Source organism: Rhizobium sp. LARHSG275 (genome assembly GCF_052871115.1).
Window position 1 is genome coordinate 58,169 of sequence record NZ_JBIXJN010000011.1, and the last position, 26,880, is coordinate 85,048.

30 protein-coding genes and 1 pseudogene are annotated in these 26,880 nt (G+C 60.1%); 18 read left to right on the forward strand and 13 right to left on the reverse strand.

Annotated features, from left to right (window positions below; genetic code table 11):
- Nucleotides 1-47: 47 nt before the first annotated feature.
- Nucleotides 48-377 (reverse strand): DUF6665 family protein, encoded by a 330-nt coding sequence (locus ACIPSK_RS16395; RefSeq protein WP_162116617.1) that lies wholly within the window; start codon nucleotides 375-377, stop codon nucleotides 48-50.
- Between the two features lie 203 nt (nucleotides 378-580).
- On the opposite strand from ACIPSK_RS16395, the gene ACIPSK_RS16400 reads away from it, so the two are divergent.
- The 4 genes from ACIPSK_RS16400 to ACIPSK_RS16415 all read left to right on the forward strand — a co-directional run bounded on the left by ACIPSK_RS16400 (nucleotide 581) and on the right by ACIPSK_RS16415 (nucleotide 3,568).
- A complete protein-coding gene (locus ACIPSK_RS16400) occupies nucleotides 581-2,203 on the forward strand; it encodes an ABC-F family ATP-binding cassette domain-containing protein (RefSeq protein ID WP_162116618.1) in 1,623 nt (540 codons plus the stop codon).
- 18 nt (nucleotides 2,204-2,221) lie between these two features.
- Nucleotides 2,222-2,566, forward strand: coding sequence for a VOC family protein (locus tag ACIPSK_RS16405; protein WP_246709712.1), 345 nt, complete (start codon nucleotides 2,222-2,224; stop codon nucleotides 2,564-2,566).
- 147 nt (nucleotides 2,567-2,713) lie between these two features.
- Nucleotides 2,714-3,304 (forward strand): hypothetical protein, encoded by a 591-nt coding sequence (locus ACIPSK_RS16410; RefSeq protein WP_162116619.1) that lies wholly within the window; start codon nucleotides 2,714-2,716, stop codon nucleotides 3,302-3,304.
- Nucleotides 3,305-3,403: 99 nt separating this feature from the next.
- Nucleotides 3,404-3,568: a DUF1328 domain-containing protein gene (locus tag ACIPSK_RS16415; RefSeq protein WP_162116620.1), complete on the forward strand. Its 165-nt coding sequence runs from the start codon at nucleotides 3,404-3,406 to the stop codon at nucleotides 3,566-3,568.
- Between the two features lie 77 nt (nucleotides 3,569-3,645).
- On the opposite strand, the gene ACIPSK_RS16420 is transcribed toward ACIPSK_RS16415, so the two are convergent.
- Nucleotides 3,646-4,005 carry an EF-hand domain-containing protein gene (locus ACIPSK_RS16420; RefSeq protein WP_162116621.1) on the reverse strand — a complete coding sequence of 120 codons (360 nt, stop codon included), beginning with the start codon at nucleotides 4,003-4,005 and terminating at the stop codon, nucleotides 3,646-3,648.
- A gap of 20 nt (nucleotides 4,006-4,025) precedes the next feature.
- Complete coding sequence (locus ACIPSK_RS16425; RefSeq protein WP_162116622.1) at nucleotides 4,026-4,274, reverse strand: hypothetical protein; 249 nt, start codon at nucleotides 4,272-4,274, stop codon at nucleotides 4,026-4,028.
- Nucleotides 4,275-4,865: 591 nt separating this feature from the next.
- On the opposite strand from ACIPSK_RS16425, the gene ACIPSK_RS16430 reads away from it, so the two are divergent.
- On the forward strand, nucleotides 4,866-5,387 hold the full coding sequence (locus ACIPSK_RS16430; RefSeq protein WP_017969341.1) for a DUF992 domain-containing protein: 522 nt from the start codon (nucleotides 4,866-4,868) through the stop codon (nucleotides 5,385-5,387).
- Between the two features lie 100 nt (nucleotides 5,388-5,487).
- Nucleotides 5,488-5,586: pseudogene (locus tag ACIPSK_RS16435) on the forward strand (GNAT family N-acetyltransferase); the annotation flags it as partial.
- Nucleotides 5,587-5,642: 56 nt separating this feature from the next.
- On the opposite strand, the gene ACIPSK_RS16440 reads toward ACIPSK_RS16435, so the two are convergent.
- Both ACIPSK_RS16440 and ACIPSK_RS16445 read right to left on the reverse strand, forming a co-directional pair.
- On the reverse strand, nucleotides 5,643-6,413 hold the full coding sequence (locus ACIPSK_RS16440; RefSeq protein ID WP_162116623.1) for a hypothetical protein: 771 nt from the start codon (nucleotides 6,411-6,413) through the stop codon (nucleotides 5,643-5,645).
- Between the two features lie 189 nt (nucleotides 6,414-6,602).
- Entirely contained in the window at nucleotides 6,603-7,532 is a 930-nt protein-coding gene (locus ACIPSK_RS16445; protein ID WP_162116624.1) for a LysR family transcriptional regulator, read from the reverse strand.
- Nucleotides 7,533-7,605: 73 nt separating this feature from the next.
- Between ACIPSK_RS16445 and ACIPSK_RS16450 the strand changes: the two genes are divergently transcribed.
- The 10 genes from ACIPSK_RS16450 (at nucleotide 7,606) to glpK (ending at nucleotide 18,769) form a co-directional block, all read left to right on the forward strand.
- A complete protein-coding gene (locus ACIPSK_RS16450; RefSeq protein ID WP_170280650.1) occupies nucleotides 7,606-8,523 on the forward strand; it encodes a DMT family transporter in 918 nt (305 codons plus the stop codon).
- A 97-nt stretch (nucleotides 8,524-8,620) separates the two neighbouring features.
- Entirely contained in the window at nucleotides 8,621-9,394 is a 774-nt protein-coding gene (locus ACIPSK_RS16455; protein ID WP_017969345.1) for a DeoR/GlpR family DNA-binding transcription regulator, read from the forward strand.
- A 122-nt stretch (nucleotides 9,395-9,516) separates the two neighbouring features.
- A complete protein-coding gene (glpD, locus tag ACIPSK_RS16460) occupies nucleotides 9,517-11,031 on the forward strand; it encodes a glycerol-3-phosphate dehydrogenase (protein WP_017969346.1) in 1,515 nt (504 codons plus the stop codon).
- A 41-nt stretch (nucleotides 11,032-11,072) separates the two neighbouring features.
- Nucleotides 11,073-12,152 (forward strand): ABC transporter ATP-binding protein, encoded by a 1,080-nt coding sequence (locus ACIPSK_RS16465; protein ID WP_017969347.1) that lies wholly within the window; start codon nucleotides 11,073-11,075, stop codon nucleotides 12,150-12,152.
- Nucleotides 12,153-12,161: 9 nt separating this feature from the next.
- Entirely contained in the window at nucleotides 12,162-13,232 is a 1,071-nt protein-coding gene (locus ACIPSK_RS16470; protein ID WP_162116626.1) for an ABC transporter ATP-binding protein, read from the forward strand.
- A 2-nt stretch (nucleotides 13,233-13,234) separates the two neighbouring features.
- The gene (locus ACIPSK_RS16475) at nucleotides 13,235-14,101 is read left to right on the forward strand and encodes a carbohydrate ABC transporter permease (protein WP_162116627.1); all 867 of its coding nucleotides are present in this window, start codon (nucleotides 13,235-13,237) and stop codon (nucleotides 14,099-14,101) included.
- A gap of 1 nt (nucleotide 14,102) precedes the next feature.
- The gene (locus tag ACIPSK_RS16480) at nucleotides 14,103-15,014 is read left to right on the forward strand and encodes a carbohydrate ABC transporter permease (RefSeq protein WP_017969350.1); all 912 of its coding nucleotides are present in this window, start codon (nucleotides 14,103-14,105) and stop codon (nucleotides 15,012-15,014) included.
- The gene (locus tag ACIPSK_RS16485; protein WP_162116628.1) at nucleotides 15,014-15,310 is read left to right on the forward strand and encodes a DUF2160 domain-containing protein; all 297 of its coding nucleotides are present in this window, start codon (nucleotides 15,014-15,016) and stop codon (nucleotides 15,308-15,310) included. The genes ACIPSK_RS16480 and ACIPSK_RS16485 overlap by 1 nt, the downstream gene beginning before the upstream one ends.
- 81 nt (nucleotides 15,311-15,391) lie before the next feature.
- On the forward strand, nucleotides 15,392-17,116 hold the full coding sequence (locus ACIPSK_RS16490; RefSeq protein ID WP_162116629.1) for an ABC transporter substrate-binding protein: 1,725 nt from the start codon (nucleotides 15,392-15,394) through the stop codon (nucleotides 17,114-17,116).
- 150 nt (nucleotides 17,117-17,266) lie between these two features.
- A complete protein-coding gene (gene glpK, locus ACIPSK_RS16495) occupies nucleotides 17,267-18,769 on the forward strand; it encodes a glycerol kinase GlpK (protein WP_162116630.1) in 1,503 nt (500 codons plus the stop codon).
- A 78-nt stretch (nucleotides 18,770-18,847) separates the two neighbouring features.
- On the opposite strand, the gene ACIPSK_RS16500 is transcribed toward glpK, so the two are convergent.
- Nucleotides 18,848-19,726: an alanine--tRNA ligase-related protein gene (locus ACIPSK_RS16500; RefSeq protein ID WP_017969354.1), complete on the reverse strand. Its 879-nt coding sequence runs from the start codon at nucleotides 19,724-19,726 to the stop codon at nucleotides 18,848-18,850.
- Nucleotides 19,727-19,865: 139 nt separating this feature from the next.
- On the opposite strand from ACIPSK_RS16500, the gene ACIPSK_RS16505 reads away from it, so the two are divergent.
- Both ACIPSK_RS16505 and ACIPSK_RS16510 read left to right on the forward strand, forming a co-directional pair.
- Nucleotides 19,866-20,297 carry an antitoxin Xre-like helix-turn-helix domain-containing protein gene (locus tag ACIPSK_RS16505; protein ID WP_017969355.1) on the forward strand — a complete coding sequence of 144 codons (432 nt, stop codon included), beginning with the start codon at nucleotides 19,866-19,868 and terminating at the stop codon, nucleotides 20,295-20,297.
- Nucleotides 20,294-20,776, forward strand: coding sequence for an RES family NAD+ phosphorylase (locus ACIPSK_RS16510; RefSeq protein WP_162116631.1), 483 nt, complete (start codon nucleotides 20,294-20,296; stop codon nucleotides 20,774-20,776). Before ACIPSK_RS16505 ends, ACIPSK_RS16510 begins: the two co-directional genes overlap by 4 nt.
- Before the next feature lie 270 nt (nucleotides 20,777-21,046).
- Here the strand turns inward: ACIPSK_RS16510 and ACIPSK_RS16515 are convergent, their stop codons facing one another.
- From ACIPSK_RS16515 to ACIPSK_RS16545, 7 genes are all read right to left on the reverse strand, one after another.
- Nucleotides 21,047-21,343, reverse strand: coding sequence for a hypothetical protein (locus ACIPSK_RS16515; protein WP_162116632.1), 297 nt, complete (start codon nucleotides 21,341-21,343; stop codon nucleotides 21,047-21,049).
- Nucleotides 21,344-21,401: 58 nt separating this feature from the next.
- Nucleotides 21,402-21,809 (reverse strand): type II toxin-antitoxin system VapC family toxin, encoded by a 408-nt coding sequence (locus tag ACIPSK_RS16520; protein ID WP_162116633.1) that lies wholly within the window; start codon nucleotides 21,807-21,809, stop codon nucleotides 21,402-21,404.
- The gene (locus tag ACIPSK_RS16525) at nucleotides 21,809-22,063 is read right to left on the reverse strand and encodes a type II toxin-antitoxin system Phd/YefM family antitoxin (protein ID WP_011649626.1); all 255 of its coding nucleotides are present in this window, start codon (nucleotides 22,061-22,063) and stop codon (nucleotides 21,809-21,811) included. The genes ACIPSK_RS16520 and ACIPSK_RS16525 overlap by 1 nt, the downstream gene beginning before the upstream one ends.
- 168 nt (nucleotides 22,064-22,231) lie before the next feature.
- Nucleotides 22,232-23,218: a 4-hydroxythreonine-4-phosphate dehydrogenase PdxA gene (gene pdxA, locus ACIPSK_RS16530; protein ID WP_162116634.1), complete on the reverse strand. Its 987-nt coding sequence runs from the start codon at nucleotides 23,216-23,218 to the stop codon at nucleotides 22,232-22,234.
- A 30-nt stretch (nucleotides 23,219-23,248) separates the two neighbouring features.
- Complete coding sequence (locus tag ACIPSK_RS16535; RefSeq protein ID WP_162116635.1) at nucleotides 23,249-24,382, reverse strand: iron-containing alcohol dehydrogenase; 1,134 nt, start codon at nucleotides 24,380-24,382, stop codon at nucleotides 23,249-23,251.
- 359 nt (nucleotides 24,383-24,741) lie between these two features.
- The gene (locus ACIPSK_RS16540; RefSeq protein ID WP_162116636.1) at nucleotides 24,742-25,929 is read right to left on the reverse strand and encodes a sialidase family protein; all 1,188 of its coding nucleotides are present in this window, start codon (nucleotides 25,927-25,929) and stop codon (nucleotides 24,742-24,744) included.
- Nucleotides 25,930-25,940: 11 nt separating this feature from the next.
- Nucleotides 25,941-26,846, reverse strand: a complete 906-nt coding sequence (locus tag ACIPSK_RS16545) for a dihydrodipicolinate synthase family protein (protein ID WP_162116637.1) — start codon at nucleotides 26,844-26,846, stop codon at nucleotides 25,941-25,943.
- Nucleotides 26,847-26,880: the final 34 nt, after the last annotated feature.

Sequence of the window (26,880 nt, forward strand, 5' to 3'; positions counted from 1 at the left end):
CACCCAGTAGAGGGGCGGTACGGCAGCCACACCAGCCGCTGCCCTCGTCATTTCCTGATCGCGCCCAATCTCGCGATCACTTCGTTCGGGATGCCGTAGCGCTGGATGGCGTCGCGGTTGTTCCGCAAGCCGCAAATCTCACGCTGGATGAAGAACGCCCAGACGGCATCGGAGGCTTCGTTGAGAAGCCTCTCGCGGTCTTCGGCGCTCTGGCGGTCAGCAGCCCAGGCCTTCAGGGCGGCAAGGGCTGCCTCCACCTTTAGCCCGTGCCGTCCGAGCGAATCCGCGCGCGCCGACATCAACTCGTATTCGAGGACGTTGAAGCCGTTTCTATCCTGCTCGGATTGTCTGAAGGATTGCGGCAGACGAACGCTCATTGGCACAGGTCTCCGTTGGCGCGAGCCACAATATTAGCCAATCCTGCCCAAAATTAAAGAAGGTGAGCATGATGTCGTCCGAAAACCGCTCACAGTTTCAGTATCATGCTCCTGACATCGAGAGGGTGGAAACAGGCCTATCCTGCCGTGTCGGCGCGTGGCATAAGGGCGCCAAAATCTCTTTCCAGGCTCCCGCGCAAACCATGATCCGTATCGAAAATATCAGCAAGCAGCTCAGCCATCGCATCCTCTTCATCGAGGCGTCCGCAGCGCTCAACAGAGGCGAGAAGATCGGTCTCGTCGGCCCGAACGGCGCCGGCAAGACGACCGTCTTCCGGATGATCAACGGCGAGGAGCAGCCCGACGAGGGGCAGGTCTCCTGCGAGAAGGGCGTCACCATCGGCTATTTCAACCAGGATGTCGGTGAGATGGCAGGCCACAGCGCCGTTGCCGAGGTGATGAATGGCGCAGGTCCTGTCAGCATCGTTGCTGGGGAATTGCGTGAGCTCGAGGCGGCCATGGCCGATCCCGAGCAGGCCGACAACATGGAAGAGATCATCGATCGCTACGGCGAGGTGCAGGCGCGCTACGAGGAGCTGGATGGTTATGCGCTCGAGGGACGCGCCCGCGAAGTGCTCGCCGGCCTAAACTTCAGCCAGGAGATGATGGATGGCGATGTCGGTGCGCTGTCGGGCGGCTGGAAGATGCGCGTGGCGCTCGCCCGCATTCTGCTGATGCGTCCCGACGTCATGCTGCTCGACGAGCCGAGCAACCATCTGGATCTGGAAAGCCTGATCTGGCTGGAAGAATTCCTGAAAGGCTATGAAGGCGCGCTGCTGATGACCTCCCACGACCGCGAGTTCATGAACCGTATCGTCACCAAGATCATCGAGATCGACGGCGGCACGCTGACGGCCTATTCCGGCGACTATGAATTCTACGAGCAGCAGCGGGCGCAGAACGAGAAGCAGCAGCAGGCCCAGTTCGAACGCCAGCAGGCGATGCTCGCCAAGGAGATCAAGTTCATCGAGCGCTTCAAGGCACGCGCCTCGCATGCCTCCCAGGTGCAGAGCCGCGTGAAGAAACTCGAGAAGATCGATCGGGTGGAGCCGCCCAAGCGCCGTCAAATCGTTTCCTTCGAGTTCCAGCCGGCGCCGCGCTCCGGCGAGGACGTGGTCAACCTGAAGAATGTCCATAAGAAATACGGCAGCCGCAGCATCTATGAGGGTTTGGATTTCGTCGTGCGCCGTCGGGAACGCTGGTGCATCATGGGCATCAACGGCGCCGGCAAGTCGACGCTGCTGAAGCTGGTGACCGGCTCCACCGCGCCTGATCAGGGCAGCGTTGCGCTGGGCGCCAGCGTCAAGATGGGTTATTTCGCCCAGCACGCCATGGACATATTGGATGGCGAACGCACGGTGTTCCAGATGCTGGAAGACCAATTTCCCCAGGCCGGGCAGGGGCCCTTGCGCGCGCTGGCCGGCTGTTTCGGGTTCTCCGGCGACGATGTCGAGAAGCGGTGCCGGGTCCTATCCGGCGGCGAGAAGGCGCGGCTGGTCATGGCGATCATGCTGTTCGACCCGCCGAACCTGCTCGTGCTCGACGAGCCGACGAACCATCTCGACCTCGACACCAAGGAAATGCTGATCAAGGCGCTGTCGCAATATGAGGGCACGATGCTGTTCGTCTCGCACGATCGGCATTTCCTGGCCGCACTCTCCAACCGGGTACTGGAGCTGACGCCCGAGGGCATCCATCAATATGGCGGCGGCTATACCGAATATGTGGCGCGCACCGGCCACGAGGCGCCCGGCCTGCGAAGCTGACGATTTTCTTTGCGCGGCATGTCGAAACCGTCAGCGTCGGAACGACAAGCGGAGAGCCGGCCAGCGATATCGGTTGGCCGCTCGAAGCAACTCGATGCAGCGCAGGCGCATCAACTGGTCGAGCCGGTCGCAGTGTCAGCGCTCGGTTCGGGCGCACGCGTGCTGCTGACGATCAAGGTCGATGACGTCGATGCGGTTTTTGCAGAACTGCGCAAACTCGGGGTCACGCTGCTCAACGGCCCGACCGATCGCCCATGGGGCCGCCGCACCGCGGCTTTTGCCGATCCGTCGGGCCATGTCTGGGAGGTCGCGCGGAATTGCGCCAAAGCATGTCGCGCAAAAGTGTGCAGCGGTTTGCGATAACGATATGCGCAAAAATAAAGATTTAAAGCGACGCACTTTAGACGGCTGTTGCAGTACTCTGATGCCACCTTCGTATTTTGCCGTCATCGGCCGTACAGGCAGGCGGCTTCTTCCACGCAAAGAACGGATTCGGCGGCTGTTGCCACGATGATGACCAAATTCCGTGGTGTTCGGAGGCCTCTTCATGCAATCGGGGACGGGCGCATCGGCATGGACTGGATCAATCGCTACATCGATCAGCCGCTACTGCACGGCGCGGCGGGTTTGCTGCGGAGTTGGCATATCCGCACGCGGCAACCGCCGGAGCTGCTGGAGCCGACGTGGAATCTCGTTGTGCTCTCCTTTCTCCTGATCGCGAGCGGGCAGGTCATGGCCGGCGAGACTTTCACGCTCAGTGTTGCCGCGCTGGTCATGCTGGCGCTGCCCTCCGCTCGAAAGCTGCTTTCGGCTGTGAAGGCAGGGCAAGGCGGATACGGCGCCCGGGAATACAAGTCGCTGAGAGCGCGCGCCATCGCTAAACGTGAGGCGGAGTGGTCGGTGCGGATCATCGTCCTCTTCGCATCCGCCTGCCTTCCGTTCATCGCCCGCATCGACGATCCGGTGGGAGCCTATTTCATGCTGGGAGCCAGCATCTGGTTCGTCCTGACCGGGCCGCTCAAGGCCTATCTCGACGCAGCCGAACCTCCCGAGCCGAATGAAGGCGACCGGATGTACAGCGGCGTCTTTCACGTCGGCTGAATGGAGCTGATGCGACGCTGCATGTCCCGGCCATCAGACGGACGGGAACCAAATGGGGCTGCCTTCGTTATCACCGCAGCAACGTACAAGGAGATTGCGATGCTTTATTACGCTCTCGTGTTTCTCGTCGTGGCCTTGATTGCCGGCGTCCTCGGATTTGGCGGCATCGCAGGGGCTTCAGCTTCCATTGCCCAGGTTCTGTTCTTCATTTTCCTGGTGCTGTTCGTCGTCTCGCTCGTTATGCAACTGATGAGAAGAACCTAGTGCGAACAAATCGAGCATAAAACCCGGCGAACATTGCCGGGTTTTTCTTCATTGCCACATCCGGTTTGACGCCTCCGTCACTGAAGGTTTCCGTCCCGGTCGTGGTCGGCTGTCGCGAAATCCGCCATCACCCGCTGCATGAATTCGCTGCGGCTGATGCGGCCGTCGTGGTTCGCGTCAGTCAAAGTGAATTGCGCGACCGTCAGAATCTGCACCGTCTCATCGGACTGCAGGCTGCCGTCCTTGTTTTTGTCGAGACTTCCGAAAGCCGTGCCCATGAAGGTCTCGTATTCCGATCGGTCGACGGTCTTGCTGGTATTCGTGTCAAGCCGATCCATCTGGCCCTGATACATCGATCCAGGCTGTTGCTGTTGTTGCGCCACTGCCCCAACGCATTGGCCCAGTATGAATGTGGTCACCAAAGCAAAGGTCTTCATCGCTTGTTATCCCTCCCCAATTAGCGGCAAGCCAGACGGTTGCCGACGTAACCGCCGCCGCCGATGCCGGCGCCGATAGCAAGCACTTGCCCGGTTCCGGCGCCGATCGTGCTGCCGATCAAGCCGCCGACAATCGCGCCGCCGACGGTTCCCGCAATGCAGCCGAATTCGGAATTGCGATCCGAGACGGCCTGTGACGTCGGGCCGGACTGGCAGGCGGAGATGGCAAGGCATCCCGCCAGTATGATGTTTGTCCTGCTTATGCGCATCTTTCCCTCCCGATAGATTGCCCGCCATCTCCAATAGAGATCGGCGGGCGTACGATTGTCCGCCCCCCGCGAAAATATCGCCTGATTATATTTCTCAAATTCAAACTTTGGTTTCTGTTCGAACAGAAGCATAATTCCGGAAAGCAAGCGGAAATTCTGCGGCAATGCCAAGACATCATGCCGTTTCCTCTCCAGTTAAAGTGCCGCATGGAGAGTATCTTCAAATAGTACAGATATCTATATGGCATGGCAACCTACGCGATCATCGATCGTCTACGCAAATAGGGGTGCCTGCGATGTGCATAGTACCGCTCGTTGAGAGTTGACAGCGCTCGGGATCGTGCCTTTCCGGCAACCATCGCTGATAACATCGTTAAATAACCGGATGACGCGAAAAGATGCCTTCGAAATGTCCCAAAGGGGGCTGAACCGTATGCGTGTTTGTCGCTTGCGCCCTCCCACGCGCTTCGACATGCGATGCGTAAATGATGCCGGTTCGGGATCGTTTTGCGGTTCCGTCCGTTATCTGTTGCCGAATCTGGTGGCGAGTAGCCGGGTATGCTCCCGTCACGATTTGAGAAGGAGAGACTTATGAAGAAAATTGTTGCGACGGCGTTTGCCGCGGTATCGTTGACGCTTGTCGGCGCAGGGGCGGTCAATGCCGCTGACCTCGTCACGAGGACATATGAAGAGCCGGACCTGCGCAATGGCGTGAAAATCGGCTACCTCACCTGCGATATTGGTGGCGGCACGGGTTATGTGCTTGGTTCATCCAAGGAAGCTGATTGCATCTTCCAGTCGACCGTCGGCAACGAACTTTCGGATCGTTATACCGGCGAAGTGAGAAAGCTCGGCATCGACATTGGCTTCACCACGCGCAGCCGCCTGATCTGGGCCGTGTTCGCGCCGACGGCCGGCTATCACCGCGGATCGCTCGCCGGCCTCTATGTCGGCGCTACCGCCGAGGCGACGCTCGGCGCCGGTGTCGGCGCCAATCTCCTGGTTGGCGGCACCTCCGGTTCGATCCATCTGCAGACGGTCAGCCTGACCGGTCAGCTCGGCCTCAACGTTGCGGCCGGCAGTGCCTCGATGACGCTGACGGCAGCGAATTAATATGCCTGTTTGGCGCCTCCCGCCGCATAGCGGCAAGGGGCGCTATCTCTTCTGAGGAGCGATTTCGCGCGCTCGCACGCCCAAGCCGGATCACGACATCATGGATATTCGAATAGGAACGCCCGACGAGGACGAGGTCTTGGTTGGGCATTGTCGGAAGATCGGGGATGGCTACGGCACGCCGCCCGAGCACTATAGAGGGCGTAGCATTGGTTTCACATCAAACTACGCTATTTGAGAGCAAATAGAGGACGCTTAGGAAGCGTCGTCAGATAGCCAAATCCTCAGTTTGCCGACTGACCTGAAGCCGAGCTTTGTCATTTCGTTTAATGCTGCGCCACTGTCATACCCGACCAGCGGCACATCGGGTGAAAAGGCGATAGTGGCCAACGAAATGACATCTCGGAAAGCCTGCGGCGAACCAGTCAAGCTAAAGATATTGGAGATCCCTACAGCTTGGGGTGATCGATTTACGATGCAGCCCGCATCAAAACCATCGCCGGCCCATCGGCCGTAGATATGCATGTTGGGATCGGAAAGCAGCGCCGGTGTGAAGACGTTGGCATCGGTCGGGCTACCAGCCTCTTTCCAGGAATGTTCCCAGCGATCCAGTGCCGCCGCATCGCGAATGCGTGCCCAATCTTGAGGCGTACGCGCTGAAAGTCTGTGAGGTTCAGCCCAAATCCATGATGCGGAAAACAACAACTGGAATCCCTTGTTGACGAGATCCAGCCTGGAAAACCCGTCTTTGAAACCAGGTCGCCGTCCTAGTCGATCTGTCAGTCGACCGATTTCAATCAGCTGTTCCTCTGTTGCGTCCGGGTCGAGTGTCGTCATGTTGGAATAGTAGGGGGGCGCGATCGCATCGCTTGACCAAAATGCACTGGTCCGCTGATCAGGCAGTCCATGGGCACGGAGCATCGCCTGATAAAGGTCTGCATTGTTCGCGGCACAAATGCGCGCTTTTTCTGCATCGGATCGCACTGTGTGTTTCAGGATATTGCTTGGCGAGGAGCTGCGTATCATAAGAAATCCTATTGCTCGGAGGTCTGACATCTAGCCGGTGCATTCGCGATAAACAGTTGAGCGGCCCCGACTCTCTTGCCATCGAGTGGCTGGCGCCATGGTTTCTTTCCCTTCGCCCGCGTAGCGGCATGCCGTCGTTTGTCTGCTCTGAGATCAACTGGTTCGATTAGCGCGGGCCGTCCGTTCCGCCTACGCTTTTACTCGACCGGGTGCGATAAAAGTAGCGATCGTCGCCTCGTCATGGCCAGCCTCGCGCAGAAAGCGGCTGGCGAATTCGATGGCAGGGCTTCTAAGCGCATCGTCCGGTCTAATCAGGTGAAAGGCCACATGGTAATCGAGTGTCCGCTCCGAGACGGCTACGACGCGCCCGGTGGCCAGCGCGGCATCCGACAGCGGCGGGCGCGCGAGCGCGATGCCGAGCCCCTGCGCACAGGCATCGATCACCAGATTGTAGTCCTCGAAGCGCCGGTCGTGGCCGCGCGGCGTGTAGTCGACACCCTCACGGGAGAGCCAGCGGCGCCAGCCTTCAATATTCGAATCATGCAGGATCGGCATCTCGAGCAGCGAAAGGGCATCGGAGCGCTGCCCGAGCCGGTCCGCCAGCATCGAGGCGGCGATCGGAAACGATTTCTCCTGCCAGAGCGGCAGGGCACGCACGCCGGCCCACGGCCCCTTGCCGCAGCGAATGGCGAGATCCGTGCCTTCGCCGAAATCCGCCAGCCGGTGTTCGAGCGTCAACTCGACATGCAGCTCGTTTCCTTCGAGCTTCGGCAGGCGCTGAAACAGCCATAGAGAGGCGACGGAGGGCGTCACCGAAAGGCGCACCACTGCTTTGTTGCGACGAGGCAGCCAGCGCTCGCCGCTATTGCCGAGCAGCGCGAGCGCTTCCTCCGCCCGCGCGAAGAACCGCATACCTTCCGGCGTCAGGCGCACGCCCCGAGCTTCGCGCGCAAACAGCCGTACGCCCATCCAGCGCTCCAGGCGCGAGACCTGCCGAGACACCGCGCCGTGGGTGATGCCGCTTTCCTCCGCCGCGGCCGAGAACGATCCGAGCCGGGCGGCACGGGCAAAGGTCTCGAGCGTATCGAGCGGCGGAAGCACTGGCGAGCTGTGAACCATACGCACATTTGATCATCGATTGCGATGCTTTTCAAGCACGCATCGATGGCCTAATCCACTGTTGCAGGAACATGTGGAGGCGAAAATGAGCATGGCGGCAAGCGCACCGATTTCGACGAAACAGCAAGGCGGGTTTGATCTGGTGGCCTTTGCGGCGATCCTCGTCACCATCCTCTTCTGGGCGTCCTCCTTCGTGGTGATCCGGATCTGCCTCGGACCGCTGACGCCGATCGAACTGGCGACAGCCCGCTATGTGGCAGCCGGTGTCATCGCGCTCGTCTATCTCGTTATCTACCGGCCGATGCCGGAAAAACGCGATTTCGTTCGTCTCTCCGTTGCCGCCGTGCTTTTCATTGCTGCCTATGCGGTTCTGCTGAACACCGGCGAGCAGACCGTTGCCGCTGGACCGGCGAGCTTCATCATTAACACCATGCCGGTCTTCACCGCCCTCATCGCCACATTCGCGCTCGGCGAGCGCTTCGGCCGCTGGGGCTGGGCGGGCACCGCGATTTCCTTCGGCGGCGTGGCGCTGATTGCAGTCGCCTCCGACGGTGGTTTCAAGCTCGATCCAAATGCGGTCCTCATCCTTGGCGCAGCGCTTTGCTCAGCGATCGCCAGCGTGTTGCAGAAGCCGCTGCTCGGGCGGCTGCCGGCGCTTGCCGTCACTGCCTGGATCCTGCTGATCGGTTCCGTGCCGCTGTTTCCGGCCGTTCCAGCGACGATCCAGGCGCTTGCCGCCGCACCGGCGAAGGTGAACTGGGGGGTTGCCTATCTCGTCATCTTCCCAACCGCGATCGGCTACCTCACTTGGGCGATTGCCCTGAAGCGGTTGACCGCCGCCCGCGCCTCGAATTTCCTCTACGGCGTTCCGCCGGTCGCCACGCTGATCGGGTTCGTCTGGCTGAGCGAAACACCGACCATGCTCGGCGCAATCGGCGGCGTCATGGCAATCTTCGGCGTGCTGGTCGTCAACGTGATGCGGAAGCGGTAGCGTCGAATTCGGGCCGGGAAGGCGGCCCGGCAACAGATAGGCATTGCGCTGCGGTTCGCTTTCTCTAAAACGAAAGCAGATCGAAAGGCGCGCGCTCATGTTCTTGACCGACCGGCAAATTGAAATCGTGGCGATTGCGAAATCGAGCGGCAGGGTTCTGGTGGAGGAGCTCGCCTCCCGCTTTTCGGTGACGCCCCAGACGATCCGCAAGGACCTGAACGATCTCTGCGATGCGCAGCTGCTGACGCGCATCCATGGCGGCGCCACATTCCCGAGTGGGACGGAGAATGTCAAATACGAAGCGCGCCGCCAGATCGCCGCTTCCGAGAAACAGGCGATCGGCATTGCGACGGTCGAGCTCATCCCGAGCGGCGCCTCGCTCTTCATCAACATCGGAACGACGACAGAGGCGGTGGGCGAGGCGCTCGCCAACCATCACGAGCTGATGGTGATCACCAACAATATAAACGTTGCCAATAGGTTGCGCCTTTTCCCGGCAATCGAGGTGGTAATCGCAGGCGGGGTCGTGCGCGGTTCGGACGGCGGGATCGTCGGCGAGGCGGCCGTCGATTTCATCCGCCAGTTCAAAGTCGACTACGCCGTGATCGGCGCGTCTGCGATCGACATCGACGGTGCGCTTCTTGACTATGATTTTCGCGAAGTGAAGGTCGCTCAGGCAATCATCGCCAATGCCCGACATGTCATTCTCGTTGCCGATTCGACGAAGTTTGAACGCACCGCACCCGTCAGGATCGGCCAGCTTTCCCAGGTTCATACCTTCATCACCGATCACTGTCCGGTGCCGTCGATCCGCAGTCTCTGCCTCGAAAACAATGTGAAGCTGATCGAAACCAACGGCAGATTTCGTTAGACAGCCATCTCCCCACCAAACATTCGTTTGACATTCGGATCTCTTTCGTTTTAACTGATGTTGCTTTCGCAATTGCGCAAGTTTTGTGCGATGCGAAATTGGGAGTGGGCTCGGAGGGGATATTGGGCCGGGAGATTTACGACATATTCGTCATCGGCGGCGGCATCAACGGCTGCGGCATCGCGCGCGATGCCGTCGGGCGCGGCTATTCGGTGGCGCTGGCGGAAATGAACGATTTCGCCTCGGGTACCTCGTCGGGCGCCACCAAGCTGATCCATGGCGGCCTGCGTTATCTCGAGCATTACGAGTTCCGCCTGGTGCGAGAATCGCTGATGGAGCGCGAGATCCTCTGGGCGATGGCGCCGCACATCATCTGGCCTCTGCGTTTCGTGCTGCCCTACCACAAGGGCGGCATCCGGCCGGCCTGGCTGATCCGGCTCGGTCTCTTCCTTTACGACCATCTTGGCGGCCGCAAGCTGTTGCCACCGACATCGGTGCTTGACTTGCGCCGCGATCCGGCCGGAAAGCCGCTGAAGGCGCTGTTTTCCAAGGCCTTTGAATATTCCGACGGCTGGGTCGACGATGCCCGCATGGTGGTGCTGAACGCCCGCGATGCCGCCGACAAGGGCGCGACCATCATGCCGCGCACCAAGGTGGTGTCGGCAAGGCGCGAGAACGGTCTGTGGCATATCGAGACCACCGACGTGGTCACCAGCCGCAACGATAGCCATCAAGCTCGTATGCTGGTCAATGCCGCCGGCCCCTGGGTCGACCATGTCATACGTTCTGCTTTCGGCCAGAACGAAGCCCACCATGTCCGCCTCGTCCAGGGCAGCCATATCGTCGTGAAGAAGAAATTCGACGATCCGCGCGCCTATTTCTTCCAGAATCCCGACAACCGCATCATCTTCGCCATCCCCTATGAGGGCGACTTCACCCTGATCGGCACCACGGATCGCGACTACACCGCCGATCCCAAGGATGTCAGGATTTCGGAGGAGGAGACGGTCTATCTCTGCAATGCTGCGTCGGAATATTTCAAGGAGCCGGTCAGGCCGGAGGATATCGTCTGGACCTATTCGGCGGTCCGGCCACTTTATGACGACGGCGCCTCGAAAGCGCAGGAGGCGACGCGCGACTACGTGTTGAAGCTGGAGGGCGAAGGAAATGCCGCGCCGCTGCTCAACGTCTTCGGCGGCAAGCTCACCACCTATCGTCGGCTTTCCGAACATGCGCTGGAGAAGATCGGCGCTGCGATCGGCGTCAAGGGCGCCCCGTGGACGGCCAAAAGCCATCTGCCCGGCGGCGACTTCCCGGTCCGGGGTTACGATGCCGAGGTCGCCGATCTGAAACGGCGTTATCCGTTCCTCGCCGATCGGCACGCCCGCCGGCTGGTACGCCGCTACGGCACCAGGGCCAAAATGCTGCTCGGCGAAGCCCGCGGCCTCGACGATCTCGGACGGCTGTTCGGCGGCGATCTCTACGAGGCCGAGGTAACCTATCTGGTCGAATATGAATGGGCCCGGCACGCCGAAGACGTGCTGTGGAGGAGAACAAAGGATGGTCTGCGCCTTTCGAAGGAGCAGGCCCAGTCACTGGAGGAGTACATGGCTGCCATACCGGCGATGGTCGGATAGGCGGCGTGTGGTCCCCGCTGCGTGGAGGCACGGGAACAGGAATGCTGGAACTGCGGAAGGCCGCAAAGATGGTGGGAGGAGACTATCATATCCACCCAACCGATCTTGTTTTTGAAAGAGGAACGCTAAACGTTCTGCTTGGGCCGACCTTGTCGGGCAAGACCTCGTTGATGCGTCTGATGGCCGGCCTTGATCGGCCGACGACCGGTACGATCCATTTTGATGGCGCTGACGTGACGGGTATGCCTGTCCAGAAGCGCAACATCGCGATGGTCTACCAGCAGTTCATCAATTATCCGGCATTGACGGTCTACGAGAATATTGCCTCGCCGCTGCGGATTGCCGGCAAGGATGCCAAGACCATCGATCTGGAGGTGCGCAAGGCCGCCGAACTTCTGAAACTCGGGCCTTATCTCGATCGCACGCCGCTCAACCTCTCGGGCGGCCAGCAGCAGCGCACGGCGCTTGCCCGTGCACTCGTGAAGAATGCGAGCCTCGTTTTGATGGACGAGCCGCTTGCCAACCTCGACTACAAGCTGCGTGAGGAACTGCGGCAGGAATTGCCGCGCATCTTCGCGCAGTCCGGCGCAATCTTCGTTTATGCCACGACGGAACCCTCCGAAGCCTTGTTGCTGGGCGGCAATACGGCAGCGCTCAGTGAGGGCCGGATCACCCAGTTTGGCCCGACGGTCGAGGTCTATCGTCATCCACTCGATCTGACGACGGCGAAAACCTTTGCCGATCCGCCGCTGAATTTCATTGATCTGGTCAAATCGGAGGGCAACTTCCTGCGCGATGGCGTTTTGCTTTTTGCAGTGCCGCCGCATCTTCAGAATGTGCCGGACGGGCCGGCCACCATAGCGTTTCACCCGCATCATCTTGCACCAACTGCCCAGACGGCTGGTTCGGCGCGGATGACGGCAAGGACGCAGGTTTCGGAGATCACCGGGTCGGAAAGTTTCGTGCATCTGCAATTTGCCGACACCCGCTGGGTGATGCTTGCGCACGGCATCCACAATGTCGACCCGGACACGGATCTCTCCGTTTTCATCGATACGCGCCACCTGATGGCGTTCGGCGCGGACGGCCGGGCGATCACCACTGCCAGGCAGAGGGGCTAGGAGAAGATCATGGCACGTATCACCCTCGATCATATTCGACATGCCTATGGGCCGAACCCGAAGAGCGAGAAGGACTACGCTCTCAAGGAAGTGCACCACGAGTGGAACGACGGCGGCGCCTATGCGCTGCTCGGGCCTTCGGGCTGCGGAAAGACCTCGCTGCTCAATATCATTTCCGGCCTCATTCAGCCTTCAGAAGGGCGGATTCTCTTCGACGGGCAGGATGTTACGAACCTGCCGACGCAGCAGCGAAACATCGCGCAGGTATTCCAGTTTCCGGTCATCTACGACACGATGACGGTTTACGATAACCTGGCCTTTCCTCTGCGCAACCGCGGCGTGGCCGAGGCGGAAGTCGACCGGCGCGTCCGCGAGATCCTCGAGATGATTGATCTTGCCGGCTGGGCCAAGCGGCGGGCGCGCGGCTTGACTGCGGACCAAAAGCAGAAGATTTCGCTCGGCCGCGGACTCGTGCGCTCGGATGTGAACGCGATTCTCTTTGACGAGCCGCTCACGGTTATCGATCCGCATATGAAATGGGTGCTGCGATCGCAGCTGAAGCGGCTGCATAAGCAGTTCGGTTTTACCATGGTCTATGTCACGCATGACCAGACGGAGGCGCTGACCTTCGCCGACAAGGTCGTTGTGATGTACGACGGCGAGATCGTGCAGATCGGCACTCCGACCGAACTCTTCGAGCGTCCAAGCCATACCTTCGTCGGCTACTTCATCGGTTCGCCGGGCATGAACTTCATGCCGGCCAAGGTAGAGGGCAGTACGGTTCGGGTCGGCGAGCACGCGCTGTCGCTCGACTATGCGCCAAAGACTTCGTCGGCGTCCAAGGTAGAGCTTGGCATCCGGCCCGAATTTATCCGGGTCGGCCGCGAGGGTATGCCTGTGACGATCAGCAAGGTGGAAGATATCGGCCGGCAGAAGATCGTCCGCGCGCAATTTGCCGGCCAGCCAATCGCAGTCATCGTTCCTGAGGACGAGGAAATTCCGGCTGATCCCCGGGTGACCTTCGAGCCATCGGGCATCAGTATCTATGCCGACTCCTGGCGCGCCGGACCGGAGGCTTAATCATGGAAAAAACCTGGAACAACAAAGCCTGGTTTCTGGTTCTGCCGGTCCTCGTGCTGGTGGCTTTCTCGGCTGTCATTCCCTTGATGACGGTTGTGAACTATTCCGTTCAGGACACTTTCGGAAACAACCAGTTCTTCTGGAACGGAACGGACTGGTTTACCGAAATCCTGCATTCCGACCGATTCTGGGCCGCCCTGCAGCGAAACCTGATTTTTTCGTTGATCATTCTCGCTCTTGAGATCCCGCTCGGTATCTTCATTGCGCTCAACATGCCGAAATCAGGCATCGGCGTGCCGGTTTGCCTGGTTCTGATGGCGCTGCCGCTGTTGATCCCGTGGAACGTGGTCGGCACGATCTGGCAGGTGTTCGGCCGCAACGACATTGGTTTGTTCGGCTATTACGTCAATGCCATCGGCATCGATTACAACTATGTGCAGGATCCGCTCGACGCCTGGGTGACGGTCATCATCATGGATGTCTGGCACTGGACGAGCCTGGTCGTCTTGCTCTGCTATGCAGGCCTCGTTTCCATTCCGGATGCCTTCTATCAGGCAGCCAAGATCGACGGTGCCTCTCGTTGGGCTGTGTTCCGCTATATCCAGCTGCCAAAGATGAAGCGCGTTCTTCTGATCGCCGTACTGCTGCGTTTCATGGATAGTTTCATGATCTACACCGAGCCTTTTGTCGTCACCGGTGGCGGTCCCGGCAACGCGACCACTTTCTTGTCGATCGATCTGGTCAAGACCGCCCTCGGACAGTTTGACCTCGGTCCGGCCGCTGCCATGTCGCTGGTCTATTTCCTGATCATCCTGCTGCTTTCGTGGGTGTTCTACACCGTCATGACAAGCCACGACGCGGAGAATTGAAATGAGCGCCTCCAACGAAACGACAGCGAGCCGAAAAATCTCTGGCGTTACCAGTGTCGCAAGCGGGCTCTCCGCCGATGAAGTCGGCCGTCTGATGCGCCGGCGAGGCGAGGAATCGCGCTGGTGGTGGCTGGTTCCAACGATCTATATCATTGTGCTCCTGCTGCCGATCTATTGGCTCGTCAACATGAGCTTCAAGACCAACGCGGAAATCGTCAATTCTCTGACGCTTTATCCTCATAACCCGACGATCGCCAATTACGTGACGATCTTCACGGAAAAGGCCTGGTATTCCGGCTACATCAATTCAATCACCTATGTCGTGATCAACATGGTGATCTCGGTGGCAGCCGCGCTGCCGGCGGCCTATGCCTTCTCCCGTTATCGGTTCCTTGGTGACAAGCATCTGTTCTTCTGGTTGCTGACGAACCGGATGGCGCCGCCGGCGGTCTTTGCCCTGCCGTTCTTCCAGCTCTACTCAGCCTTTGGGCTCATCGATACGCACATCGCCGTGGCATTGGCGCATTGCCTCTTCAACGTGCCGCTTGCGGTCTGGATCCTTGAAGGCTTCATGTCCGGCGTGCCGAAGGAAATCGACGAAACTGCCTATATCGATGGCTATTCGTTCCCGCGCTTTTTCCTGAAGATCTTCACGCCGCTGATTGCGAGCGGCATAGGTGTCGCCTGCTTCTTCTGCTTCATGTTCTCTTGGGTCGAGTTGCTGATCGCACGAACGCTGACGACGACCGACGCGAAGCCGATCGCTGCCACCATGACCCGTACCGTCTCTGCATCCGGCATGGATTGGGGCCTGCTCGCCGCCGCCGGTGTTCTGACCTTGATCCCAGGGGCGCTGGTGATCTGGTTTGTGCGCAATTACATCGCCAAGGGCTTCGCCCTGGGGAGGGTTTGATGAGCTTTTCGCTTCCCGATTTTTCATGGATGGCATGGACCTGGCCGACGGCCACTTTCTTCGTCGTCATCGCATTGCTGCTGATCGGCATGGGGGTCTGGGAATACGCCGCTCCGGGCGGCAATCCCCGGATCGGAATCCTGCGCTTCGAGACGACGCGCGGTGACCGGCTTTTCCTTTCGCTGCTCGGCAGCGCCTTTATCCATCTGGCCTGGCTTGGTCTCGTTGGATCAAGCCTCTGGTGGGCTCTCGCTCTCTCCGTTGTCTACGCCGTCGGCGTATTCCGTTACGTGTGAGGCAAACTGATGCAGACGGCCGGGGTTTTTCTGGCCGCCTGAGACGTGAAGACTGCAATCGCAAAACCCTGGGAGGATATCATGCGAAGGCATTTATTGACGACGACAGCAGCCGTGCTGCTGGCCATGACCGGGTCGGCCTATGCCGGCATGGACGAGGCAAAGACTTTTCTGGACAAAGAGATCGGCGACGTGTCGACGCTCTCTCGCGCCGACCAGGAAAAGGAAATGCAATGGTTCATCGATGCTGCGAAGCCTTTCCAGGGGATGGACATCAAGGTTGTTTCGGAAACCTTGACCACCCACAAGTATGAGTCCGAGGTTCTGGCTCCGGCCTTTACTGCGATTACCGGGATCAAGGTCACGCACGACGTCATTCAAGAGGGTGACGTTGTCGAGAAGATCCAGACGCAGATGCAGACCGGTCAGAACCTTTATGACGGCTGGGTCAACGACTCCGACTTGATTGGCACCCACTGGCGCTATCAGCAGGTGCGCAACCTGACCGACTGGATGGCCGGCGAAGGCAAGGACGTTACCAACCCCGGCCTCGATATCGACGACTTCATCGGCACCAAGTTTACGACGGCACCGGACAAGAAGCTCTACCAGCTTCCCGACCAGCAGTTCGCAAACCTGTACTGGTTCCGATATGACTGGTTCAACGACGAGAAGAACAAGGCCGATTTCAAGGCGAAGTATGGCTACGATCTTGGCGTTCCGGTCAACTGGTCCGCTTATGAGGACATCGCCGAATTCTTTACCGGCCGTGACGTCAACGGCAAGAAGGTCTTCGGCCATATGGATTACGGCAAGAAGGACCCGTCGCTCGGCTGGCGCTTCACCGACGCCTGGCTTTCGATGGCCGGCAATGGTGACAAGGGTCTGCCGAACGGTCTTCCGGTCGACGAATGGGGTATCAAGGTCGACGAAAAGTCGCGTCCTGTCGGTTCGTGCGTCGCGCGCGGCGGTGACACCAATGGCCCAGCTTCCGTCTATTCGATCCAGAAGTATCTCGATTGGTTGAAGGCCTATGCACCGCCGGAAGCTCAGGGCATGACCTTCTCGGAATCCGGTCCGGTGCCGGCACAGGGTAACGTCGCGCAGCAGATCTTCTGGTATACGGCGTTTACCGCAGACATGGTCAAGCCTGGCCTGCCTGTCATGAACGAAGACGGTACGCCGAAATGGCGCATGGCACCGAGCCCGCATGGCGTTTACTGGAAAGACGGCATGAAGCTTGGCTATCAGGACGTCGGTTCCTGGACGCTGATGAAATCGACCCCGACGGACCGTGCAAAGGCCGCGTGGCTCTATGCACAGTTCGTGACCTCGAAGACGATTGACGTGAAGAAGAGCCAGCTCGGTCTCACCTTCATCCGCGAATCCACCATTCGCGACAAGAGCTTCACGGAGCGCGCTCCGAAGCTTGGCGGTCTGATCGAGTTCTATCGTTCGCCTGCGCGTGTTCAGTGGTCGCCAACCGGCACCAACGTTCCCGACTATCCGAAGCTGGCTCAGCTTTGGTGGCAGGCTATCGGTGACGCCGCTGCCGGCGCCAAGACGCCACAGGAAGCCATGGATTCTCTTTGCGGCGAGCAAGAGAAGGTCATGGGCCGTATCGAGAAATCGGGCGTCCAGGGCGATATCGGCCCGAAACTCGCCAAAGAGCATGACCTCGCTTACTGGAACGCGGATGCGGTGAAGAAGGGCAATCTTGCGCCGCAGCTGAAGATTGAGAACGAGAAGGAAAAGCCGGTCACGGTCAACTACGACGAACTCGTCAAGAGCTGGCAGTCGAAGTAAGGCGGACCTCGGCCGGAGGCAACGAGGCTTCCGGCCATCACTTCCCGCCACCGGCCGCAAGCCGGTGGCACCCACAATCTTTCTCTCATGAAATCTCCGCATCCGCCCTCTTTGCCGGGCGGAGCGGTTTCGTGCGAGCCGGAGACGGATATGAGCGGCTATATTCTTTCGATCGACCAAGGCACAACGTCGTCGCGCGCGATCATCTTCGACAGCGACATGAAAATGGCCGGCTCGGCGCAGGCAGAGATCACCCAATATTATCCGCAGCCCGGATGGGTGGAGCACGACGCCGCCGAAATCTGGCGGTCCGTCGTCGATACTGTGCGCAGGGCGATCGCCGATGCCGCTATTGATGCCGCCGACATTGCCGCGATCGGCATTACCAATCAGCGCGAGACGGCGGTCATCTGGGACCGACGGTCAGGCGCGCCGCTTCACCGGGCGATCGTCTGGCAGGACAGGCGCACGGCCGAAATGTGCGAGAGCCTGAAGGCCGATGGCTACGAGAAGCTGTTCAGCGCCAAGACCGGCCTGCTGCTCGACCCCTATTTCTCCGGAACGAAGCTCGGCTGGCTGCTCGACAACGTCGATGGCCTGCGTGAGAAGGCCGAGGCCGGTGAGGCCTGCTTCGGCACGATCGACAGCTGGCTGATCTACAATCTGACTAATGGACGCGTGCATGCCACCGATGCGACCAATGCGTCGAGAACGCTGCTCTATAATATCGATGACGGTGCCTGGGACGGGGAGCTTCTCGGCGTTCTCCGCATTCCGGCCGCCATGCTTCCTGACGTCAGGGAATGCGCCGATGATTTCGGCCGCGTCGCCAAGGCGCTGTTCGGCGCGGAACTTCCGATCCTTGGTGTCGCCGGCGACCAGCAGGCAGCGGCGATGGGCAATGCCTGCTTCGAGCCCGGCATGATGAAATCCACTTACGGCACCGGCTGCTTTGCCCTGTTGAACACCGGCCGGGATCGTGTTTCCTCCTCCAACCGGATGTTGACGACGATCGCCTGCCGGCTCGACGGCGAGACGACCTATGCGCTCGAAGGCTCGATCTTCATCGCCGGTGCTGCCGTGCAATGGCTGCGCGACGGCCTCGGCATCATCGGCCAGGCATCCGAGGCCGGGGTGCTTGCCGCCAAGGCCGATCCCGAACAGCAGGTCTACATCGTTCCGGCCTTCACCGGCCTCGGCGCTCCCTATTGGGATCCGGCTGCGCGCGGCGCGATCTTCGGTCTGACGCGAAACAGCGGGCCGGCGGAATTCGCCCGCGCCGTGCTCGAATCCGTCGCCTACCAGACGCTCGATCTGCTGGTGGCGATGAAGAAGGACTGGGGCGTCAACCAGCTGGAAACCGTGCTGCGCGTCGATGGCGGCATGGCGGCTTCGGATTGGACGATGCAGTGCCTGGCCGACATGACCGGAAACCCTGTCGACCGCTCGGCGATCCGCGAGACGACGGCGCTTGGCGCAGCCTGGCTTGCCGGCTCGAAAGCCGGCATCTGGCCAGGCAAGCGGGATTTTGCGCAGTCCTGGGCCTGCGACCGCCGCTTCAGCCCTTCGATGGATGAGACCGAGCGGCAGGGCAAGATCATCGGCTGGAAGAATGCCGTATCCAGAATGATTTCGGACGCCTCGGCGGGGTAGCAGCGCGGGGCCATCGCCACGAGGCTTCCATAGCGATGGCAAGGCCTCCCGCAATTGTCTCAGGAAGACTTGTCCCTGCTATTTGCCGATGATCTCCTGTATGTCGGAGAGATCGATGCCGTGGGTATCGAACCACCACTCCGGTCCCCTATCGGAGTGACGGTCACGCAGACGCAGATATTTGGCGCGTAGCCGCTTCTGGCGTTCGACCTCTTCCGCGAAGAAGGGATGGTCGAGCGTGCCGCCCATCTTGTGGATGCGACGGAGCAGTTTTCGCAAGACGTATCCTTGCTCCTTGTTGCCCGGCCGATAGCCGCTTTCGACGATTGTCATCACCGTTTCGCACAGCGTTCCGAGCGCATCGTCTTGCGGCGTGCCGTTAACGATCATGTCGAGCCGTTCCGCGCCGAAGCCGACGTCGATGCAGCTTCCGAGCGGATTGACGATGTTTCCGATCTCGACGTCATCCTTGTAGAACTCGGTGCAGTAACCGCTGATGCTGCCGTCGCTCCACATGCATTCCGGATCCGGCACGATGGGCACGCGCCCGCCATAGAGCGGCGTCCATTCCACCAGACGGTCCGGATGGATCGTCACATGATCCGGCACGAGCCCCAGCGTTCCCAGAAACTCGAGCCAGAAATCGATGGCGTTGCCGACGGTCATTTCCCTGAAGGAGAAAAGACCGAGCATGGTGAAGTGGAGAAGATGAGTTCCGTCGCCGATCTCGTCGAGGTCGCCCATGCGCAGGCAAGCCTGGCTGTTTGCGACGGTTCCGCGATAGGAGGGATCGGAGAAGAGGGGCTTGTACTGCTGCATTCCAGCGCTGCAGAAGAGCGTGGTATCGTCATGCGGCCGTATGGATTCGATGCGTATGAAATCAATGCCCTTGGAAAGGCAGAAGTGTTGATATTGCTGGATCAGGCGTCCCGCGGTGACATAGGCAACCTCCTTCATTCTTCGTGTGCCTCAAGGAAAGATAGCGATCTCCCGCGCGCGGGGCAATCCGCCGCTATCGAAGACAAGCCGGGATGGCACTCTTGAACATTGGCTCACTTGAGGCTAAATATAACCTCAAGTGAAAAGGAGCTTTGCCATGACGGGATTTGCAGTCATCGCCGACGTTCTCGGATTGCCCGCCAGGGAACCGGCGTCGCGCTCAGCCTTTGGCCTGCTTTCCAGCATCGAGGAAGGATTGCCGGTCAAGGCGCTTGATCGCATGGCGCTGCTTCTGGCGCCTGACGATACCCAGTTCAAATATAGGCTCGTTCCAAAGGCCACCTATGAGCGGCGCAAGTCCAAGCATCGGCTCTCCTCCGACGAGGGCATAAAGCTCGCCCGTCTGGCGCGCGTCTGGGGATCGGCACTCGATGTCTGGCAGACCGAGGCCGAGGCGCGCGATTTCCTGTTTCGGCCGCATGCAATGCTGGAGGACAGGCGGCCGATCGACGTGGTCATCCAAAGCGAGATCGGCGGCGAGCTCGTGCTCGATATCCTCGGAAGCCTGAAATACGGCAGCGCTGCGTGAGCGCACAGGTTCTTGACCGCACACTCACATCCGTTCGCATCGGAGATCCCAACGGAGCCTATCCGATCTTCGACGCCACCGGCTCGACCATCGCGCCGGGGCGGTGGAACACATCGGGCAGCCCGATCATCTATACGAGCGAGCACTATTCGACGGCGCTGCTGGAAAAGCTCGTCCATGGCAGCGGGCGGTTGCCGCCCAACCAGCACTATGTCACGATCACCCTACCGCGGGGGCTAAGCTACGAAGTCTTCTCCGAGCCCGCGCTGCCCGGCTGGGACAGCATGCCGGCTGTTGTCAGCAAGGTTTTCGGCGAAAAATGGTGCCAGGAAAAACGCAGCGCCATCCTGCTGGTCCCAAGCGTCGTCGCCCGAGTCGACCGCAACATATTGATCAATCCGGCCCATCCGGAATTCGCCTCGATCGCGGTAAGCCTCCACCAACCGGTCTTCTGGGATCGTCGCTTGTTCGGCATGTGATGGGGAGGGCCCTTCAGTCAGCGCTCCTGCATCCCCGATCGGGATCACGCTCTGCAGCTCCTTTGCGGGTTGGCCTTCAAGCTGCTGTGCATCGGGCTCCGGAATGGCATCGGTCGCGAGCCCCGGCAATCTTACCGTTGAGGATGCCAGGCACTTAGTAAATTGGGAATCATGGACCGAAAAGAACCCATCGTCCGTTGTAGCAGAATGTACATTGCGCCTTGGCTTGCCATCGCGAGCCCTGAAATTCCCGGTTAGATAAAACGAAATTTACTGCGACAATATAATCGCCCCACACGCGGTCAGCAGTACTCCGAATCCGAAAATCATAAACGGAGTACCGAAACAAACCCTTGATTTGTTCGAAACTAGATCTTTTTCGTCGGTTGAATCGCCATTATACAACCTAATCCCGACGTTGCTGTCTAAATCAAAGTTCCAATTATTTCTTTTATAGAATATAACCTCTCGAACTTCCTGAATAACCAAAAATAAAACCACAATCGACAAGATTATCGCGCCGGCAACAACGCCACCGGTATCAAGATATTTCTCTGCTGAAAACATTTTCTTCCCTTTAGGTGCCGCCAGACTGGGTTTCTGCGGTGAGCGCTGCTTCGACTACTCACGCGTCCGTCTCCCATGGATTTATCACCGCTGCGCCGGTGTCATCGAAATCACCGACATTGCGAGTGACGACAATCAGATCATGAACGATCGCGGTTACGGCGATCAGCCCGTCGATATCGCCACGCGGCCGGATACCGGCGATACGGCCCCATTCGACGGCGATCTCGTCGGTCACCGGCAGGATCCGGTCGCCATGATCATAACGCAGCTTGCGTAGCCACTCGGCGAGATGCGCCGCGGTCTTCGGATCCGATTTCTGTTTGAGGGCAATGCCGCGCATGATCTCGCCAAGCGTCAGCGCGCTCAGGTGGATGGTGAGGGGATCGACGGAGCGCAGCCAGGAGACCGCCTGCGGCGTGCCGCGTCGCGCCTCCGAGACGATGTTGGTATCGACCAGATACATCAGAAGGCAACGTCGCGGCTTGGCGTCTTGTTGCGTGCTTCGACCGCATCGGCGAACTCATCGTCCCAGGCGGGGCCACCGAGAAGGTCGTCGACGAGCGTCGGCCTGCCGGCGCGCAAGGCGTCATAGTCGCGGGCGGACAAAACGACGGCCGTGCGCTCGCCACGCACGGTCACTACCTGCGGCCCTTCTTGTCGGGCCTTCTGCACGACCTTCGAAAATTGGTTTTTGGCGTCCTGCAGTTGCCATTCCATCGATTCCGCTCCTAGCTAGACTGTCTAGCTATGTAGGCGCGGATGCTTGTACGTCAACGGCGGGACGTTCCTGAACGACAGAGTCCGGTTCTGCTATGAGGTGTCATAACAAAGTTCGACATCGTTGTGTTGGTGATCGGCGCCTGTCGGTCTTACTGGAAGCCGCGATCACGCTCTCTGCCGCGGCGAGCGGGCCATCAGCCTAGCATAGGCGATGGCCGAGAGCATGTTGACGTGGTTTGCCTTGCCGGTGCCGGCAATGTCAAAGGCGGTGCCATGATCGACCGAGACGCGGTCGATCGGCAGGCCGAGCGAGACGTTGACCGCCGTGTCGAAGGCGACGAGCTTGATCGGGATATGACCCTGGTCGTGATACTGGGCGATGACCAGATCGAAGGCGCCGTTATACGCGCGGGCAAACACCGTATCGGCCGAGATCGGCCCGACGACGTCGATGCCCTTTGCCTGCGCCTGCTCGACGGCGGGCGCCAGGAATTCCGCGTCCTCGGTGCCGAACAGGCCGTTTTCGCCGCAATGGGGATTGAGGCCGGCGACGGCGATGCGCGCCTTGCGGCCGAGCCGCAGGAAATGCCGGTGGCCGGCTTCGATGGTTGCCAGCACCCGCTCGGTCTTGGCGCTCTCGATCGCACCCTTCAGCGAGATATGGGTGGAGACGTGGATGGTGTTCAACCGCTCGGAGGCGAGCAGCATGAAGGAGCTCTTCGAGCCGGTGAGATGCGCGAGCAGCCCGGTATGGCCGTCATGGTGATGGCCGGCGAGGTTCATCGCCTCTTTGTTGATCGGCGCGGTGACGATGACGTCGGCTTGACCCGACATGGCGAGATCGACGGCGCGGGTGATGTAGCGCACCGAGGCATCGCCGGCGACGGGGCTGACCTTGCCGATTTCGGGGAGGGCAGCGCCGAGCGCGACTTCGTCGACGGCGATCCTGCCGTCACCGAGTGCATCGGCAGGTCCGAACCGCAGTCCGGTGCCGCTGACGCGGTCGGCGCGCTCCAGCGCTTCGACATTGCCGACGATGACGAAATCGCGGCGCTCTTCTCTTGGAAGGGCTGCCAAGGCCTTGACGATCACCTCGGGGCCGACGCCGGCCGGATCGCCGAGCGTTACCGCGACTTTAGCATTCCTGTCCATCGATCGAATTCCTCCTGAAAACTTTGTGGCCTAGAACGCGGCTGCGTAAATCGAGCGAATGTCGGCGCGCGAGAGATCGCGCGGATTGTTATCGAGCAGACGGCGAATGGCAAAGGCGTCATCGGCCATGGCGTCGAGGTCGCTTTCCGGCACGCCGAGACCGGAGAGCTTCATCTCGATGCCGAGTTCGGCGCAGAATGCGTAAGCCGCATCGAAGACGGAGGTGACGTTCCCGGAGGTTTCACGCCCAAGCGCTTCCATTACCGCCTTGGTTTTCTCAGGCGCGGACGGTGTATTGAAGGCGAGAACATGCGGAAAAATCAGCGCATTGGCTGCGCCATGGGCGACATGCCAGCGCGTGCCGAGGGGATAGGCGAGCGCATGGCCGCCGGCAGTGTTGACCGGGCCGAGGCAGAAGCCGCCGTAAAGCGAGGCGAGCGAGAGGCCGGCGCGCGCTTCGGCGTCATTGCCGTCCTTGACGGCGCGAGCGAGATATTTGCCGACGAGGCGGGTTCCCTCGATCGCATAGATGTCGACCATCGGATGGGCCTTGCGGTTGGTGAAGGCCTCGACGCAATGGGCCATGGCATCGACGCCGGTTGCCGCCGTCGTGCGGGCCGGGACGCTGAAGGTCAAAGCAGGATCGATGACGGCGATATCGGCCAGCATATGCAGGCTTTCCACGGCAAGCTTTGCCATCGTCGCCGGATCGGTGATGAGCGCGCGGATGCCGGCCTCGCTGCCGGTGCCCGATGTCGTCGGCACTTGGGCAAGCGCGACCTTGCGCGGCCCATGCACTTTGTTCGGACCGACGACCTCCCGCAGCGTCTGGGCGGAACCGGCAAGCACTGCGGCGAGTTTTGCCAGATCCATGGCGCTGCCGCCGCCGAAGCCGACGATCAGTTCGGCATCGGCGGCGTTTGCCGCCGCCAGGACCTTTTCGAGATTGGCCGTATCCGGTTCAGGCGTCACTTCGGCAAAGACCGTAACCTCGCCCTTCAGCTCCAGCACGTCGACGCGCGAAGCGTTGAAGGCATCGGAGATGACGAGCGTGCGCCGATAGCCCTTTTCATCAGCCCATTTGCCAAGCTTTCCCGCCGTGCCGACCCCGAATTCGATCAGATGCGGCCGAACTATCGTGATCGGCGAATCCCAGCTGGCCATGAACCAGTCCTCCCTGCAAGATCTTGCGGCACTATCGTCGCCCTCTTTAATGTAAAGTTGTAAGATCAATGTCAAGCCGACATTCCAGCGAGCGGAATTTTTTATCATCGGATGTGCGCTCGGCCGCGCGCTTTAAGGCGGCGTTTCGCGCTGGTATCGATAAAGATATCAAAGTATTATTAAGTCTGTAGTGATGAAACGACATATCAGACACCAACTAGCCATCAACTTTGCGGCGGCGGTGAATTGCCCAAACCTGCTGTCAATTTTTCTGTCAGCCAGCCCCACACCCGCTGTCATCCCGCATGCTTGCGCATGCGAGCGGATGCAGGACGACAATTTTCCGGCTGCCGCTTTGTTTACGGCAGGAATTGCCGGGCGAGGCGCACATATTTGATGGCGCGTCGGTAGTAGGTGTAGGCGATATGGAGCGTGCCGTCGCTGCCCTGGACGATCGAGGGATAGGAGAATTCGCGGTTCAGCGAATCCTTCGAATTGTTGCTGAGACAGAAGCCGTCGCCGGTATCGAGGTCGATGCGATGCGGAAAGCTCTTGCCGCCATCCCTTGATATCGCAAGGCTCAGCGGCGCGCGCGGAACACCCCAGACGGCCTTGCGTGAGCTGGTATCGGCAACGACGGCGGTCTCTCCAGCCTCGCCACTCTCTATTTCGTCGTAGAGAGACTGGCGCCGCGCGTCCGACATGGCGGCATTCGAATGGTTGTAAACCATTGCGATTGCTCCATCATTCAGGACAGTGGCCTGGATCGAGGAATTGTTGTTCGGCAATTCGGCAGGCTCGGGCGCGCTCCATGTCTCGCCGCCGTCGGATGATCGGCTGGACAGGATGTTTTCGGCGAAACGGTTTCGGTAGAAGGCGATCATCTCGTCGCCGCCAAGCGGCAAGATATTCATGTGCACCGCGCCGATACTGTCTGGAATATCGCGCATTTCCCAACTGGCGCCGCCATCACGCGACATCAGCACGGCAGCCGTATCGGCATCGCCGCTCCAGCGCTGGCCATTCAGGCCGACGCAGCGGAAGACCGGAAGCAGCCAGTCGCCTTTGCCGTTGACGACGATCTGCTGGCGAACGAATGTGCCGGGGCTGTCGCAGAGGATACGAACCGGGCCGAAGGCCTGGCCGCCATCACCAGAAATCCGGCATTTGACAACCGAGCCGTCCTGATTGCCCGAGGTCTGCGAGGTATAGAGCAGCCATATTTTTCCGTCCGGAGCCTTGAAAATCAACGGGTTCTGTTCGGATTTCTCCGGATCGTCGCTCATTTTTTCCGGCACGGACCAGCGCTCGGAGCCCGGAGCCAGCCGCGACATGTAAATCGAGATATCACCCATGCCCTCCATCGTGCCACCGAACCAGACGCAGGTCAGCGTGCCGTCGCGCAGAAAGGCGAGATTTGCGGCATGGTTCTGGATGCAGGGGGAGGGCAGATAGGCATCCGCACGACCCTCGACCGTGGGGTGAGGGGCGATGACCCCGGTCATCAGGGCCGGAACGGCTTCCGAAGGCAGGCCGGTAAAACTCATGACGGATCTCCTCAAGGCAGCTTGGCGTAACTTTCGGCGAGTGCGGTATAGTCGGCATCGCCGAGCGGCATCAACGGTGCGCGCGTGCGCTTCCAGGCGGGATTGCCGGTCTTCAGCCCCACCATCGCCTTGATGGTGGGTATCTGGACGTAGGAATTGGAAAGCGTGCGATAGGCGTTGATCCGGGCCTGCGCCGCCTCGACATCTGCGGCGCGCGCCTCGTCATGGACATGGTCGTAGACGGTGCGGAGCGAATTCGCCACGAGATTGGAGGTGGCCGTGATGCAGCCAGCGCCGCCCGCCTTCAGCAACGGCAGCAGCAGCGGGTCGGCGCCCGCTAGCACCGAGAAGCCTGGATAGGCGGCGATGATCGCCTGCATGTTATTGAAATCTCCGGCAGATTCCTTGATGCCGACGACCGTTTCCGGGAAGGCCGCAATCAGCCGCCCGATCAGCGGAATGGATAGCGGAACGCCTGAAACCTGCGGAATATGATAGAGGATGACCTGCAGGCGGGTGTCGGCGACTTTCTCCAGCACCTGCGAATAGGCGGCGAAGAGACCATCGTCGGAGACGCCCTTGTAGTAGAAGGGTGGCAGCATCACCACCTTGGTGACGCCAAGCGACAGCGCGTGCCGGGTCAATTCCACGGTCTCGGGAATGGCCACAACGCCGGTGCCCGGCAAAAGCCTGTCGGCGGGAATACCAGCCTCAAGTGCTGCTTCCAGAATGGCGCGGCGCTCGGCTCCGGAGAACGAATTGGCCTCGCCCGTCGTGCCAAGCAGCGCCACGCCATGGCATCCCTCGGCCAGCAGCTGTCGGCAATGATCGGTGAATAGTGCGAGATCGGGTGAATTGTCTGCAGTCAGCGGCGTTGCGGACGCGCTGAATACGCCTGTAATCCTGTGATGGCTCATTTTGCCCTCCTCGGCGCGTCCTGTCCGGGGATCC

Excerpts from the sequence above, each read along its gene's own strand:
- ACIPSK_RS16395 (WP_162116617.1), bottom strand. The coding sequence starts at position 377 with ATGAGCGTTCGTCTGCCGCAATCCTTCAGACAATCCGAGCAGGATAGA.
- ACIPSK_RS16400 (WP_162116618.1), top strand. The coding sequence starts at position 581 with ATGATCCGTATCGAAAATATCAGCAAGCAGCTCAGCCATCGCATCCTC.
- ACIPSK_RS16405 (WP_246709712.1), top strand. The coding sequence starts at position 2,222 with ATGTCGAAACCGTCAGCGTCGGAACGACAAGCGGAGAGCCGGCCAGCG.
- ACIPSK_RS16410 (WP_162116619.1), top strand. The coding sequence starts at position 2,714 with ATGATGACCAAATTCCGTGGTGTTCGGAGGCCTCTTCATGCAATCGGG.
- ACIPSK_RS16415 (WP_162116620.1), top strand. The coding sequence starts at position 3,404 with ATGCTTTATTACGCTCTCGTGTTTCTCGTCGTGGCCTTGATTGCCGGC.
- ACIPSK_RS16420 (WP_162116621.1), bottom strand. The coding sequence starts at position 4,005 with ATGAAGACCTTTGCTTTGGTGACCACATTCATACTGGGCCAATGCGTT.
- ACIPSK_RS16425 (WP_162116622.1), bottom strand. The coding sequence starts at position 4,274 with ATGCGCATAAGCAGGACAAACATCATACTGGCGGGATGCCTTGCCATC.
- ACIPSK_RS16430 (WP_017969341.1), top strand. The coding sequence starts at position 4,866 with ATGAAGAAAATTGTTGCGACGGCGTTTGCCGCGGTATCGTTGACGCTT.
- ACIPSK_RS16440 (WP_162116623.1), bottom strand. The coding sequence starts at position 6,413 with ATGATACGCAGCTCCTCGCCAAGCAATATCCTGAAACACACAGTGCGA.
- ACIPSK_RS16445 (WP_162116624.1), bottom strand. The coding sequence starts at position 7,532 with ATGGTTCACAGCTCGCCAGTGCTTCCGCCGCTCGATACGCTCGAGACC.
- ACIPSK_RS16455 (WP_017969345.1), top strand. The coding sequence starts at position 8,621 with ATGTTCTTGACCGACCGGCAAATTGAAATCGTGGCGATTGCGAAATCG.
- ACIPSK_RS16465 (WP_017969347.1), top strand. The coding sequence starts at position 11,073 with ATGCTGGAACTGCGGAAGGCCGCAAAGATGGTGGGAGGAGACTATCAT.
- ACIPSK_RS16470 (WP_162116626.1), top strand. The coding sequence starts at position 12,162 with ATGGCACGTATCACCCTCGATCATATTCGACATGCCTATGGGCCGAAC.
- ACIPSK_RS16475 (WP_162116627.1), top strand. The coding sequence starts at position 13,235 with ATGGAAAAAACCTGGAACAACAAAGCCTGGTTTCTGGTTCTGCCGGTC.
- ACIPSK_RS16480 (WP_017969350.1), top strand. The coding sequence starts at position 14,103 with ATGAGCGCCTCCAACGAAACGACAGCGAGCCGAAAAATCTCTGGCGTT.
- ACIPSK_RS16485 (WP_162116628.1), top strand. The coding sequence starts at position 15,014 with ATGAGCTTTTCGCTTCCCGATTTTTCATGGATGGCATGGACCTGGCCG.
- ACIPSK_RS16490 (WP_162116629.1), top strand. The coding sequence starts at position 15,392 with ATGCGAAGGCATTTATTGACGACGACAGCAGCCGTGCTGCTGGCCATG.
- glpK (WP_162116630.1), top strand. The coding sequence starts at position 17,267 with ATGAGCGGCTATATTCTTTCGATCGACCAAGGCACAACGTCGTCGCGC.
- ACIPSK_RS16500 (WP_017969354.1), bottom strand. The coding sequence starts at position 19,726 with ATGAAGGAGGTTGCCTATGTCACCGCGGGACGCCTGATCCAGCAATAT.
- ACIPSK_RS16505 (WP_017969355.1), top strand. The coding sequence starts at position 19,866 with ATGACGGGATTTGCAGTCATCGCCGACGTTCTCGGATTGCCCGCCAGG.
- ACIPSK_RS16515 (WP_162116632.1), bottom strand. The coding sequence starts at position 21,343 with ATGTTTTCAGCAGAGAAATATCTTGATACCGGTGGCGTTGTTGCCGGC.
- ACIPSK_RS16520 (WP_162116633.1), bottom strand. The coding sequence starts at position 21,809 with ATGTATCTGGTCGATACCAACATCGTCTCGGAGGCGCGACGCGGCACG.
- ACIPSK_RS16525 (WP_011649626.1), bottom strand. The coding sequence starts at position 22,063 with ATGGAATGGCAACTGCAGGACGCCAAAAACCAATTTTCGAAGGTCGTG.
- pdxA (WP_162116634.1), bottom strand. The coding sequence starts at position 23,218 with ATGGACAGGAATGCTAAAGTCGCGGTAACGCTCGGCGATCCGGCCGGC.
- ACIPSK_RS16535 (WP_162116635.1), bottom strand. The coding sequence starts at position 24,382 with ATGGCCAGCTGGGATTCGCCGATCACGATAGTTCGGCCGCATCTGATC.
- ACIPSK_RS16540 (WP_162116636.1), bottom strand. The coding sequence starts at position 25,929 with ATGAGTTTTACCGGCCTGCCTTCGGAAGCCGTTCCGGCCCTGATGACC.
- ACIPSK_RS16545 (WP_162116637.1), bottom strand. The coding sequence starts at position 26,846 with ATGAGCCATCACAGGATTACAGGCGTATTCAGCGCGTCCGCAACGCCG.